13 protein-coding genes are annotated in these 13,857 nt (G+C 39.9%); 9 read left to right on the top strand and 4 right to left on the bottom strand.

Features of this window, described 5'->3' with window-relative positions:
* Positions 1-313 precede the first annotated feature (313 nt).
* Positions 314-595 (top strand): hypothetical protein, encoded by a 282-nt coding sequence (locus BK049_RS04160; RefSeq protein ID WP_008359250.1) that lies wholly within the window; start codon positions 314-316, stop codon positions 593-595.
* A gap of 125 nt (positions 596-720) precedes the next feature.
* On the opposite strand, the gene BK049_RS04155 is transcribed toward BK049_RS04160, so the two are convergent.
* The gene (locus BK049_RS04155; protein ID WP_071167892.1) at positions 721-2,229 is read right to left on the bottom strand and encodes an AcpB/EbpR/MafR family transcriptional regulator; all 1,509 of its coding nucleotides are present in this window, start codon (positions 2,227-2,229) and stop codon (positions 721-723) included.
* A 726-nt stretch (positions 2,230-2,955) separates the two neighbouring features.
* On the opposite strand from BK049_RS04155, the gene BK049_RS19685 reads away from it, so the two are divergent.
* From BK049_RS19685 to BK049_RS04140, 4 genes are read left to right on the top strand one after another with little or no spacing between them, the layout of a single operon-like run.
* The gene (locus BK049_RS19685) at positions 2,956-4,869 is read left to right on the top strand and encodes a collagen binding domain-containing protein (RefSeq protein ID WP_244887365.1); all 1,914 of its coding nucleotides are present in this window, start codon (positions 2,956-2,958) and stop codon (positions 4,867-4,869) included.
* On the top strand, positions 4,866-8,309 hold the full coding sequence (locus BK049_RS19680; protein ID WP_244887364.1) for a SpaA isopeptide-forming pilin-related protein: 3,444 nt from the start codon (positions 4,866-4,868) through the stop codon (positions 8,307-8,309). The genes BK049_RS19685 and BK049_RS19680 overlap by 4 nt, the downstream gene beginning before the upstream one ends.
* 21 nt (positions 8,310-8,330) lie before the next feature.
* The gene (locus tag BK049_RS04145) at positions 8,331-8,930 is read left to right on the top strand and encodes a class D sortase (RefSeq protein WP_071169181.1); all 600 of its coding nucleotides are present in this window, start codon (positions 8,331-8,333) and stop codon (positions 8,928-8,930) included.
* Positions 8,923-9,258, top strand: a complete 336-nt coding sequence (locus BK049_RS04140; protein ID WP_008359259.1) for a hypothetical protein — start codon at positions 8,923-8,925, stop codon at positions 9,256-9,258. Before BK049_RS04145 ends, BK049_RS04140 begins: the two co-directional genes overlap by 8 nt.
* 53 nt (positions 9,259-9,311) lie before the next feature.
* Here BK049_RS04140 and BK049_RS04135 read toward each other — a convergent pair whose 3' ends face one another.
* From BK049_RS04135 to BK049_RS04125, 3 genes are all read right to left on the bottom strand, one after another.
* Positions 9,312-9,626 carry a DMT family transporter gene (locus BK049_RS04135; protein WP_008359262.1) on the bottom strand — a complete coding sequence of 105 codons (315 nt, stop codon included), beginning with the start codon at positions 9,624-9,626 and terminating at the stop codon, positions 9,312-9,314.
* 1 nt (position 9,627) lies between these two features.
* Positions 9,628-9,972, bottom strand: coding sequence for a DMT family transporter (locus BK049_RS04130; protein WP_008359264.1), 345 nt, complete (start codon positions 9,970-9,972; stop codon positions 9,628-9,630).
* A gap of 76 nt (positions 9,973-10,048) precedes the next feature.
* A complete protein-coding gene (locus tag BK049_RS04125; protein ID WP_008359267.1) occupies positions 10,049-10,627 on the bottom strand; it encodes a TetR/AcrR family transcriptional regulator in 579 nt (192 codons plus the stop codon).
* Positions 10,628-10,794: 167 nt separating this feature from the next.
* Between BK049_RS04125 and BK049_RS04120 the strand changes: the two genes are divergently transcribed.
* From BK049_RS04120 to BK049_RS04105, 4 genes are all read left to right on the top strand, one after another.
* Entirely contained in the window at positions 10,795-11,343 is a 549-nt protein-coding gene (locus BK049_RS04120; RefSeq protein ID WP_008359269.1) for a VanZ family protein, read from the top strand.
* Positions 11,340-11,855, top strand: coding sequence for a DUF6884 domain-containing protein (locus BK049_RS04115; protein WP_008359271.1), 516 nt, complete (start codon positions 11,340-11,342; stop codon positions 11,853-11,855). The genes BK049_RS04120 and BK049_RS04115 overlap by 4 nt, the downstream gene beginning before the upstream one ends.
* A 103-nt stretch (positions 11,856-11,958) precedes the next feature.
* Positions 11,959-12,588 (top strand): rhamnogalacturonan acetylesterase, encoded by a 630-nt coding sequence (locus tag BK049_RS04110; RefSeq protein WP_071167891.1) that lies wholly within the window; start codon positions 11,959-11,961, stop codon positions 12,586-12,588.
* A 152-nt stretch (positions 12,589-12,740) separates the two neighbouring features.
* Positions 12,741-13,781 (top strand): NAD(P)/FAD-dependent oxidoreductase, encoded by a 1,041-nt coding sequence (locus BK049_RS04105; RefSeq protein WP_008359275.1) that lies wholly within the window; start codon positions 12,741-12,743, stop codon positions 13,779-13,781.
* The last annotated feature ends 76 nt before the right edge of the window (positions 13,782-13,857 follow it).

Genomic DNA, 13,857 nt, shown 5'->3' with positions numbered 1-13,857 from the left:
CCTCACTTTTTGAAGAAAAATGGAATATTGTAGCAGGAAGTTGTCGTTTCATCACGAAAGGAAACAGATAAGAATATGATCATAGGTCCATTGTTTGGATTCGTGATGGAGTCAATGAGAAGACATCGTAAACGTTTGTATATATAAAATAGTCGTGACAGTATAGTTGATCTACAATTGATTTCTAACTAAGAGAGAAATTGTGTCTCAAGTCGTATGCGAAAATACGTGTGCCGAGATCATATGATGAGTTGATGATGTTTGTGTTTAGGTGAGTTTGAAGTCAAGATAGAAGAAAGTGAGGATATCTACCTTGAGTACATTGGAAGTGTTTCGTCAGTTTTTGGTTGACCATTATCCTTCGTTACAAGATGAGCTTTGGCTGAAAGATGTTGATACCCTTCGAATCTCTCCTATTCTTCATCCTTTTCTGAAAAGAAAGCTGCCAGAAGGGATTGAAAAATTCACTTGTGTGCTATTCACGCAGCAGACAGATCAAACAGATGCTCCGCTCAAAGTATATCTTTTGTTAGATGAACATGAGCAGTCACTTTATGCCATTGATTTGATGAATGAACAAATCGTGCTTCACTAATGAAGAAAGCAGGAAACAGATATTCCTGAAAAAGGCTGTTGAGAGATGCTCAACAGCTTTTTTTCATGAAGTTTTTCTATTTTATAACGAAATGACACCAATGAATACCATATAATTCTGATGATTCAGTCGGTCATGTCAGATATTTTTCGGTGTAAGTTGTCTAATTCTTTCTTCGTTGGAAAAGAGCTGATCAGTAGCGTAGATCGCCCAAATTGAATAGGGAGCTCTGTATCCGTCACAATCACATCTATTTGAAGTTGTTCCATGGTCGATTCATTTAAAGTATTTTCGGGACTTGTGAAAATGTGAATCAGGGGAGGTACTCTCAATTTAATTAAATCTGCAATAAACAAGCTGTGATTATAGCCTAGCGTTGAAGTAACAAAAATGTTCAGTATGTTTCTTCGTTCCATTTCCAATTGAACAAGTCCTCTCCAATTAGATGTAATGATACGAATTAATTCTCGTTCGTTCTTAACAAAAGAGGCTAGGATGTCATCTGTTTTTGACTGCTGGATGATATGAGTGATTCTTGAATAAAAATAGGGCAGCTGCTTTTTTACCTCAGATAAATAATGCGATTTCTTTTTAAAAAGGAAGCCATCTCTTCCAGTAATTTCATTAGAATACACGTAATATTGGAGAAGAAGTAATGTTAGTACCTTTCGATTCGCAATGTCTGTATGATAAATCAATGCCAATTGATTGATAAATGAATGGATGGCTTCATATAGATGTGGTGCATGTGACTGAAAGAATGTCAATTTTTCTTCCACAGATTCAATTGATTTAAAGGGGCCGATCGATGGTTCAATCAACAATAAAAAGACAAATTCATGATGATCCAGTGTAATATCAAATATGTCCTTCGCCTTTTGACAAATATGATCCTCCCAAGCTCTGATTTGACTATAAATGCTTTTAGCTGTAGAGGACTGTTTTTCTTCAAGCATGGAGTAGGTAAAATTACGTTTGATCGTATAGTTCTTGCGGATTCGATGAATAAATACGCCAAGCCATAGGCAGTATTTATCAATGGCGACATCAGGTACAGTCACTTGAACCACCTGAAATAGCTCTTGTAAGAGATCAGCTGCATCTTGTTTTTGAATCTCATCAAACGGCCAAAGTCTACTTCCATACACTTCAAATAAAAACTCGACAAAGAAATGCCGTATCTCTTTTTCATTTCCATAGAACTGCATACTATCTGGACGTAACTCAATGTCATAGGAGGCTAACACAGAATTGATTTTATTGATTGTATTATACAGCGTGGATCTGCTGATATTGAGAACGTCCATCCATTCATAAAAAGACATGTTTTGTTCGAAAAATATCCCTTCAATCAAACGTATTTCAATATTGTCTTTTAGAATCTCCTTTATATAGTAATCCACTCGCAAGGTCTGCGTAAAACAAATGGATATGCCTTGTCTTGGTTTCATTCGAATTAATGGCTCTCCATCCTCTGTTTGAAATGATTTCATCTGTTCTAAATCACTTTGTATCGCACGAACAGAGCCGATTTTCTTCTTCGATATTTCTTGAAGAGTCCACCATTTATTTTGGGATACAAGCAGCTTTAAAATGTTGATCCATCGCCGTGATTTATTATCAATGAGTTCCATCAAACAAATAACTCCTTTCTCAAGTATGAGGTAATCAGAATAGACATGAAATGATTGTAATCTTTAGGTGATTTTGATTTGTCTTCTCTTTTCATGATAAAGAAGAAAAAAATTAGACGAAATCGAATTTTATTAGCTAATTCGCCAAATTTTCCCTTTAAAATGGTCTTATTGATTCATAAATATCGAAAAAATGGAGCGTTTTAGGAATTTAGTCTATTTTTTTGCTGTCAAAATGGTAAATAAAAGAATAAAAAGTAGAGGGTTTTTGATTAACATATGTAAAGAAGCAGAGAGGAATGCTGTCTATATGATACTGCAATGTCCTACCGCCATACCATTCATGACAAGCTTACTTTTCATATGATTGGACCATGTGTGAATACATGCTTATATAAGCATGTATATATTGACCATTCAAAAAATAGCAGATACGTACCAATTGTTCAATCTGCGATTCCTCTCGTCATTCCCCATTTTCCGCGCCAATATCCAGCCGCATGAGTTATTCATTTGAGCATTTTTATACGAAGTATTATTTTTCTCTTTGCATGCATAGGGTCTTAAGGTGTGATTTTTGATGGGTGATATTACATGAATAAGCGGGGTGAGTGTCTCCAGTCACGTGATGTAACTTGTGTTGAAATTGATTGTAGAAAAGGGTGAATGTATTGAAAAGAATTTTATGGTGGAGATGAATTTCATTTCAAGGTTCCAGATGAATTAGTGATTTACGAAAAAATCAATCGTCTTGAGATGAAATTTAATCAGACGACCATTGGTTATTTTTCAGTAGATGAAAGTGGAAACGCCTCCATAGAGTTCACTGATTTTATCAAGCAATATTCAAACATCCATGGAACACTCCAAATTTGGACGAAATTAGATCAACAAACAGTCATAACCGAAGACAAAGAAATCAGCATTACCCCAATTGAAGGGAAGGATACCGTAACAATTCCTATCCATTACCTGCCAAGTGGTCCAAACGTTTCAAAAAAGGGTGAGCCAAATCGATCGTACAATGCTGAAACCATTCAATGGACAGTAGATTTTAATATGGACTTAGACGATGTCAAGCAAGCCAGGCTAGTGGATCCGATTCAAAACGGTCAATCTTTGAAAAAAGATTCGATCAAGCTTTACCGCATTGATACAAAGCTGAATGGTGAAACATCAATTGGCCAGCAGATTGACGAAAGTCACTACACAATAGGGCAAACAGAAGATGGTCAAGATTTCGTGATCGAATTTAAAGATGAAGTGCATCTGGCCTATCGTTTAGTGTATGAGACTGACATCACTGACCAAGATCAGTCTACGTTTCGTAATAAAGCATCACTTGTCTCAGGTGATAAGGTGATCAGTGCTGCTGAAGGAACAGTAAATGTCACAAGAGGCAGTCCTTTAGAAAAAAGGGCCGCTCACTACGATCCAGTGACCCAGACCATTACATGGGAAATTCGTTATAACTACAATGAAAAGGCGATTGCCAAAAAGGATGCTATATTAGTCGACTTTTTTAATGGCACACAGGAGCTCATTTCCGATTCATTTCAAGTGAAGGAAGTCACCATTGATCAAAATGGTGCTGAAGCAGGGACAAAGGATGAGGAAGATTACACCATTCAAGATCAACAAAAGGGCGATCAAAACGGATTTGTTCTTCAATTCAATCATGATATTCAATCAGCCTACCTCATTACGTATAAAACAAAAGCCACAGAGCGAATTTTTGAGGCTGAACAGATTGTCAATACCGTTACGGCTGGCGACGAGAGCAAACAAGCCAATCAAAGGATTGATCAACAAATCTTGACGAAACACCATGGAACACCGAACTACAAGAACAAAACCATTCCTTGGAGTATCACGTTCAATAAGGACCAACAAGTGATGAACAATCTGACGCTAAAGGATACTTTCACAAATGAAGGATTGACGCTGCAAAAGGACAGTTTGAAAGTCATGACGGGGAATACAGTTCTTGAAGAAGGCATTGAATATCAAATCGTCGAGCATGAAAATGGATTTGATATTCAATTGACAAAAGAAATCAAGACCGAACATACCGTCACGTATACAACTTCATTTGATTATGAAAAAAGAGCAGATAAAGATCAAAAGAATCTGCGGAATCATGTGAAGCTCGAATGGACCAATGAAGATGGGAAAGACCTAACGAAGGAGACTGATGCTGTCTTCACACCGGACACGTATACGCAATCGAATGGCTTTAAGAATGGATCATATAATGCCAAGACGAAAGAGATCACATGGAATATTGGTGTGAACTATAACCTAAAGCATCTAGATGAGGCAAGAGTTCAAGATTTCATTCAAGGAAACCAGCGATTGGTCAAAGATTCAATCACCATTTATTCGCTTGATCTAGATGGTGGAGAAAATGGTACGGAAGAGAAAGAGATCCTGCCTAAAGAGGATTATGAAATCAAATTCCTTGAAAATGAAAAAGGAGAAACAGGATTTGAAGTCATCTTCAAAAAAGCAATTGATTCACCATACAAAATCACATATAAGACGAGTCTTGAAGGGATGGCTTTAGTAGAGAAAACGTATGGGAATAAAGCAACCCTTTATGAAGGAAATATGAAGGAAACACGAAAGAATCTGATGTGAATGCGGTAGTTTCTATCCCAAATGGCGGGAAATACACGAGCAAATCAGGGAATCAACAGGGGAAAGTAGTTGATTGGAGGCTGAATATCAACTTTGGTCAATCGACAGTACAAGATGCAACGATCATCGATCATCCGAGCGATAATCAAGCATTAATAGAACATTCTTTTCACCTTTATACGACGACAATAGATGAAAAGGGGCAAGTGACAAAAAAGGATGAGTTAGAAAAAGGGAAAGATTATGAGCTAAATCTGGCACTTAATCCAGATTCTTTTCAAATCCAATTTAAAGAAGAAATCACCAGACCGTATATTTTGGAATACCAATCTCTCATTCTAGATAAAGTGGGAAGTACACTACAAAACGAAGTGACTTTTAAAGGCGAAAATGTTCAAGAAATAAAGAAAGAATCAGAAGCCTCAATTGTTGTAAAACGTACGGCTGGTATGGGAGATGGAACGGGATCTGTTGGTGCGTTAACCATCAAAAAGGTAGATGCGAGCAGTGGAAAAGTGCTAAAAGGTGCGAACTTCTCCTTGACCGATGCTGCAAGTGGAATCGTCATCGGCAACAAGACGACAGATGAAGAAGGAAATCTCATGTTTGATCGTTTATTGTATGGCGACTATACAGTAACAGAAATGAAAGCACCTGATGGTTATATCAAAAACGATGAAGCGATACAGGTAACGATTGATCAGCCATATGAAGCAGGAGATCAAACGAAAATGGGAACGGTCATGACCGTTCAGAACCAAGAGATCAAGCAGCATGTCAAATTGATGAAAAAAGATAGAGATACAGGCGAAGCATTAGAGAATGCGGAATTTGAACTGAAGAATGAAGCAGGAGATACGGTACAAACCAATATGAAAACGGATGAAAAGGGAGAAATCCTTTTCAAAGACCTTGAACCAGGTTCCTATTATTTTGTTGAAACAAAAGCGCCGAAAGGCTATCAACTAAATACTCAGAAATGGCCGTTTACCATCAAAGAGAATCAAACGGAAACAACACTTGTGACAGCCATGAATGAGATTCTGACAGGTTCCGTAGAACTGAGCAAACTCGGTGAAGGCAATGAGAGACTAGCAGGTGCACAATTCAAGCTTTTAGATAATGATGGACATGAATTGAATGGGCATCTTGTGACAGAAGAAGATGGCAAGGTGATGGTCGATCATCTAAGGCCAGGTACGTATCAATTGATCGAAACAAAAGCACCTGAAGGCTATGAACTGGATGATACGCCGATTAAATTTGAAGTTCCGCTTGATCCAAAAGAGCTGGTTACCGTCTCGAAAAAGAACCTATATCAAACAAGTGCAGTAGAAGTCATCAAAGAAGGGGAAGATGGCAAGACGCTGCAAGGTGTTCGTTTTGACATTCTTGATCAGAATGGAGAAGTCGTTCGGAAGGGTTTAGAAACAGATGAGGATGGAAAACTTTTTGTCGACAATCTCAAACCGGGCAAATATCAGCTTGTAGAGACAGAGAGTGTGGAAGGCTATGTAACCAAGAGTACACCATATCCTTTTAACATAGAATTTGCACAACAAACACCAACAGTGATCAACGTGATCAATGACCTCAAAACGGGCTCTGTCCAGCTTACGAAGCTTGGCGAAAAGAATGATGTACTGGAAGGTGCAGAGTTCAAGCTTTTAGATGCAAATGGAAAAGAGATCGAAACCGGACTAATCACAAATCGAGATGGGAAGATCACAATCAATGATCTTAAACCGGGAACCTATCAATTTGTTGAAACGAAGGCTCCATTTGGTCATGAACGTGATGAAACACCTGTGACCTTCGCTATTCCATTTCATCCTCAAAAGATGGTGAACGTAACAAAAGAAAATAGCCGGAAAACAGGCGGTGTCGCGTTACAGAAAAAAGGAGAAGATGGCAAATCATTAGAAGGTGTTGTCTTTGATTTGTTCGATGAACATGGAAAAATGGTTGAAGGTGGAGAAGGACTGATCACAAATCAAGAGGGTCAGATTAAGTTCTCGGGTCTGAAACCAGGAAGCTATCAATTTGTCGAAACGAAAAGTGTGGAAGGCTATGAATTGAGTGAAAAACCACTTGTATTTAAGGTTGAACTAGGCCAAACAGAAGCGATTCATGTTGAAGCAATCAATCAACTAAAGAAAGGCTCAGTAGAACTGACGAAATTAGGCGAAGAAAAGGAAAGACTCGAAGGAGCAGAATTTACACTCTTAAATGAAAATGGAAAAGAACTCATGTCAGGTTTAAAAACCGATAAGAATGGCACCATTACTGTAAACGATCTGAACCCAGGATCATATCAATTCATTGAAACGAAAGCACCATTCGGCCATCAATTGGACTCAAAACCAGTTGACTTTAAGATTGAATTTAACCCTCAAAAAAAGGTCGAAGTCACAAAGGAAAATGTCCGTATGACGAGTGCTGTAAAGCTTCAGAAAAAAGGGGAGGATGGCAAGCGATTAGCTGGTGTGACCTTCGATCTGTTCGATGGACATGACAAGCGAATCAAGAAAGGACTGAAAACCGACCGAAATGGCCAAGTGACAGTTGATGCTCTGAAGCCAGGAACCTACCACTTTGTCGAGACAGCAAGCATAGCAGGCTATGAATTGGATCAGACACCGATCTCCTTTACTATTCAACTAGGTCAAGACAAACCGGCAAAAGTAGAGATGATCAATAAGCTCAGCCCAGGTGCGGTGGAACTCACCAAAGTGGATGAAGAAGGACACACGCTAGAACATGCAGAATTTGCTCTTCTTACTCATGAAGGAAAGACATTGAAAAGGGCACTTGTCACGGATCAAGAGGGCAAAATAAGAATCAATGACCTAAAACCGGGTGATTATCAATTGATTGAAACAAAAGCACCTCATGGGTATCAATTAAATGGAACATCCATTCCATTTACCATTGAGAAGAATCAGAAAAAACCCCTTCAATTAACAGCAAAGAATCAGTTGATCTTAGGAAGCCTTCGCATCATAAAAGTAGACCGTCAAACAGATAGAACCTTAAAAGGAGCAACCTTTGATATTCAATCGAAAGGCGGAAAAACCATACAATCTGTGACAACAGGAAAAGAGGGGGAAGTCATCGTCAAAGGGCTTAAACCTGGTAACTATACACTCACAGAAACGAAAGCACCAGACGGTTATATGACTTTAAAGAAGCCAATCAAGTTCACAATTGAAATGGGCCAATTAAATATAAAGACCATCATCGTAAAAAATGAAGCAGTGAAGAATGATCAGAATCATTCCAATCCGCCAAGCTCTCATGAAGGTGATCAGCAACCACCTCATAACGGTGAACTTCCAAAGACCGGGGAAGAATGGCTACGCTATTTGATGTATGCAGGGATTTTACTAGTAGCTGCTGGAACTGTTTTACTTGTTGTCAGAAGAAGAGCCATTCAATAAAAGGAGGGAATGAGTCTATTGGTGAAAATAAAAACCCTATTAGGCGGCCTTTTGGTGTTCATGGGTCTTATGCTCATCTCCTTTCCTTTGATATATGAATGGCAAAAATCTCAAGAGACAGCTGCAATGGAACGAGCGCTAAAGATGATGGGGGAAAATGACAGTGACCTTTCTTCCATTCCACATTTAACGTTGTCAGAGGAAGACCTGCGTGACGTCATGGAGCTTGAGATCCCTTCAATTGATTTAAACGAAAAAGTGTTGCCTGTCACCTCAGCAGAAAATTTAAGCATTGCACTGACTCAAATCAAACCTCATCAAATACCTGGGAAAGGGAATTTTACGATTGCAGGTCATAGAGGATTTCGAGGAGATCGTCTTTTTCGACAGCTGCCAGAGGTGCCTAAAGGGGAAAACGTCCTCTTACATCATCAAGGGGAAACATACGAATATAAAATTGTCAGCTCTGCTACAATTGAGCCGACGAACGTGGATGTATTAAAAGATCAAGGGGAAGATGAACTGACATTGATCACCTGTACACTCGATGGCAAGAAACGCTTTGTCTTAAAAGGGATACGAACAAATGAACATAAGAATGAGCGTAGTTCCCATGCATAAGTACAATGTATTAGATACGGGCTGCGAGGAAAAAAAAGGAAATAAATTGTTGAGTATTGACATGCTGCATCAATTGTTAATAGAACATTATCCCACATTAAAAAGTGAACATTGGGTGGTTGATGTGGATACCATTCGGGCATCACCCATTCTGCACCCTTCATTAAAAAGAAAACTACCGTTTGGTGTCGAGAAATTCACCTGTGTTTTGTTCAAGCAACAGACAATATCTCTTGGCTCCCCCTTGATTGTTTACTTTTTATTGGATGAGAAAGGCGAGTCGTTTTACGCAATAGATCTCTTGGTTGAACAGGACTTTACTCATTAAATGAAATGTAAAAAAGGAAGGGATATGCCCCTTCCTTTTTTTGGTTGATTTATTTAGGCAAACAATTTCAGCCCAACCACGCCAATCACAATCAGCAGTAGACTAAGTATCCGAATGATGTTTTTCGATTCTTTAAATAGAATCATATGAAACAAGACTGAGCCAGCCGTACCAAGTCCAATCCAGACCGTATAGGCGATGGACACTTGAAGAGACGAGAACGAGGCGTATAAAAACAAAAAGGATAAGGCGAAGCCTCCGACAAACAGGATGCCTGTTGTGATTTGTTTTTTCTTACTAAACATATTCAAGCCGATGGTCCCGCCGATTTCGCAGGCAGAGGCTAATAGCACAAAAAACCAGCCCATGTTATACCGCTTCTCCTTTCTGCTCAAGCGCCTTTCTATCAGACACTTTTAGTCCAATAATCCCGAGGAGTAAAATCCCCATAAATAAGAGCTTCTCTAATGAAAACGAACCGCCGAACAGCGCATAATCCATAATAGACGTACCAATCGTCCCAACTCCAGCGAACACAGCGTACACTGTCCCTGTCGGCAGCTTTTCACAGGCCTTCATGAGAAAATAAAAATCAATCGGGATGAGGCAGATAATGACCGCCCACTCCCAAACAGCATCTGCTTTATTTAAACCAAACACCCAAAGTAATTCGAATAAACAAGTGAGTGCGACATATATCCAGCTTTTCTTCATCATCTTTCCTCCCAGAACTGACGATTCGTCATTTTGAAACCAAAAAAGAGCGTACAGCATCATGTGCTGTACTATGTTAAGGTGTCTCTATGCCAAGTGCGTAAAGGAGAAATTGCTTGACCTCTCGTTTTTGAATGAGGACCTCATCTGTATCTGTTTCTGTAAATAAATACATTTGTTCAGCTGAAGATTCCAGCAATCCGATAATAAACTTCGCTGCATAATGACAATTCAAATTTTCACGTACTCTTTTGTCCTGTTTTGCCTTTTCTAAAAAAGCGGCAACCCATTTGTAAATCGGTTCATAAATATCTTCCCATTCTTTTAAATGCTCGGTGGCAGCTAAACCTGAGTAGGTTAGGGCAAGAACATCACGGTATTGTCTTGTAAAAGCGAAAATAAATTCAACAAGCGCATCTGCTTGATCGAGTACATCTGCATGCTGAGTCAATTCCTTTTCAATCGCAGGCACCATCTGTGCGATGAGATGTTCTGCGATGGCAGGCATAACAGATAGCTTCGACGGAAAATATAAGTAAAATGTTCCTTGTGCAACCCCTGCTGTTTTCACAATATCCGATATGGTCGTCTTTTCAATTCCTTTTTCTTTAAACGCCTCAATCGCAGCAAGCATAATTTTTTCTCGTTTCGACATATGATCACCGACCTTAAATGACTGAATGTCAGTCAGTATAACGAGAAAATGACGATTTGTCAATGTGGCATCCTCTGATGGATTGTGAGAATAAGTGATGAATAGAGGCAGGCTTGAATAAGCTGTAATATGGTCAAGCATCACGTGAGAAAGGGGCAGCTCTTTGTATGACATCCAGCGTTATGTTTTCAATGGCTTATTTCCTCCTGCTCGTCCCGTTCTATCTATATATGAGATACAGGCTGGCAAAAAAGAAGAAACGCTTTATCTATTTACGAACAGAAATGGTTCTTGCCTGTCTGTTTGTTTATACGAATGTTCTCTTGTATTTGACGGTTTTTCCGAATCGTTTTTCTGCGGCAAGAGATCAAGTGAGCGTCAATCTCATTCCTTTTCACTCAATCCATCAAAATCTTCACGCCTATCACCACGGCTATCCAAATCTCGTCTTTTTCAATTTGGCAGGAAACATTCTATTATTTGTTCCGCTCGGTTTTTTTCTCTATCAAACCTTTCGGACCATGCGCTGGCAAAAGGCGGTGCTGGCTGGGTTTATGCTGTCAGCGATGATTGAAGTCCTTCAGTGGATATTCTCACAATCTGGTATGATTACAAGAAGCAGTGATATAGATGATATCATTTTAAATACACTTGGAGCAGCGCTAGGCTGCATTGTCTATCAGATATATCGACGAAGGAAGGAGAATACGAGGTGAAACGAATATGTATCATCCCGTGCGGCGCCAAGAAAATATGGGACGTGCATCCAGAGGCAGGAAGCCAGCCAGCGGGTCTCGTCTACTTAAGTCCGCTCCACCAGCGAACGAAAATCTATGCGCAAACATTCTTTTCAGACTGGATGATTTTATCCGCAAAGCACGGATTCTTAAAGGCAGATGACATTGTTCATGAAAATTATGATGTAGCATTTGGCACACCACACAAAGAACAGCTCACGCGAGAAGAACTGAGTCATCAATTCCATGAAAAAAATCTCGCCACATATGATGAGCTTGTCATACTAGGTGGAAAGAAATATCGGAAAGTGATGGACCCTTTATTACAGCCTCACCAACAAGCGAATTATCCGCTCGCTCCCTATCAAGGCATTGGCTATATGCTTCAGGCATTAAAGAGAGCGGCTGAGACAAAAATAGAACTTTCTCCGCATATTTCATGCACTCATGTCTCTTTGCAAGCAGGGTTTTCATCATCAAAAAGAGAATAATTGAAGGAGCGATGTGAATGGTTTTTCATATCTTTTCAGCAGCCACTAGGGTGTCCGCATCGCTCATGAAGAAGTGGCTCAATGAAAAAGGGGGCGCATGAACATGACAACCATCTATTTAGCTGGTGATTCAACTGTTTCATCTTACCCAGATCGTCCTGTTCAAGGAGGATGGGGAGAGTTTTTACACCGCTATACGGCACATGATGTTAAAGTAGAGAACCGGGCGATCGGTGGAAGAAGCTCAAAGACATTCATTGAAGAAGGACGACTTGATGATATTCTGGCCGTCATTCAGCCGGGAGACTGGCTTTTTACACAAATGGGACACAATGATGCTTCTAAGGATAAGCCAGAACGGCATACAGATCCTTTTACAACGTATAAAAGCTACTTGTCTCAATATATTCATGGGGCCAGAGCAAAAGGGGCAACCCCGCTTTTGTTAACACCTGTAGGCCGTTTTCATGAAAAAGACGGAGAATATATCAATGATTTCCCTGATTATTGTTCCGCTATGAAAGAACTAGCCGATGAAGAAGAGGTTCTTCTCGTTGATTTAAATACCGTAAGTCTTCAGTTTTATCAAACCTCCGGCATAGAGAAAACAACTTCTTACTTTATGCTGTCGACAGGCATTGATGACCGCACACATTTTACAAAAGAAGGGGCAGATGCGATTGCAAGGCTTGTCTCTCTTGAACTAAAGGACCTTGGTTTAACCATTGTATGATGTATGACAGGACGAGTGAGCGCTCGTCCTGTTCTTTTTTTGAAGAAAGCTATTGATTCCCTTCAGCAGAGTAGACTACAATAGATACATATGATAATGAGAATCAATATCAATGATAATAGATCAATCAATGAAAAACTGGAGGGACTCAAATGGCAGATCAGCTTGAATTGTTTGACGTCACCATTATTGGCGGCGGTCCAGCAGGAATGTACACCGCCTTTTATAGTGGGATGAGGGATTTAAAGACGAAAGTACTTGAGTACAACGATAGCCTTGGCGGTAAAATCCTTCTTTACCCTGAAAAAGTCATTTGGGATGTAGGCGGTTTGCCGCCAACAAGAGGAGAACAGCTGATTCAGCAGCTCGAGACGCAGGCGAAAACATTTGAGCCAGAGATTGCGCTGAATCAAAAAATCACGCAATTCGAGCGCGTAGAGAATGGTCATATCCTGCTCACGGCTGAAAATGGTGATCGTCATTTGACAAAGACTTTGATCTTAGCAATGGGTCACGGAATTCCTGTTCAACGGAAGCTTGAAATCGAGCATGCAGACCGTTATGAGGTGACAAATCTTTTTTACACCGTGCAGGAACTAAAGACTTTTGCAGGAAAGCGAGTAGTCATCTCTGGGGGCGGAGACTCAGCAGTCGATTGGGCAAATGCCCTTGTTCCAATTGCTGAAAGTGTCACCGTCGTTCATCGCCGTGATATGTTTGGCGGTCATGAAAAAAACGTTGCCAACATGAAGGCATCTTGTGCGCGAATATTAACACCGCATGAACTCACAGAGCTTCACGGTCAAGGTGACAAAATTGATGCGGTCACTGTCCAGCACTTGGAGACAGGTGACATCGAACGAATCGAAACAGATGCGGTCATCGTCAATCATGGGATGAAAGGTGATTTGAGTGTTCTATCAGAATGGGGACTCAAACAAGGTGAATGGGGACTCATCGAGGTCAATGAAAAAATGGAAACCAATTTACCGGGCGTCTATGCGGTAGGCGACTTATGTACACATAAAAGCAAAGTCCGTTTAATTGCCGGGACGTTTGTCGATGGCGTCAATGCGCTGAATAGTGCCAAGCTTTACATCGAACCAGAAGCGGAAAAAGTGGCGTATGTCTCCTCACATAACGAACGCTTTAAAGAGAAAAACAAAGAATTACAAACGGCTGGAGCTCGATAATCATCACCCAGTCAAACATTGAAGTGCTAAAATAATGTTTTATTTTAGCACTTTTTTATATGGAAGGAGAAAGAGA

The organism is Bacillus xiamenensis (assembly GCF_001857925.1).
GTDB lineage: Bacteria > Bacillota > Bacilli > Bacillales > Bacillaceae > Bacillus > Bacillus xiamenensis.
The sequence above is the reverse complement of the archived record's forward strand: the minus strand, read 5'-3'. Positions and strand labels throughout refer to the sequence as shown.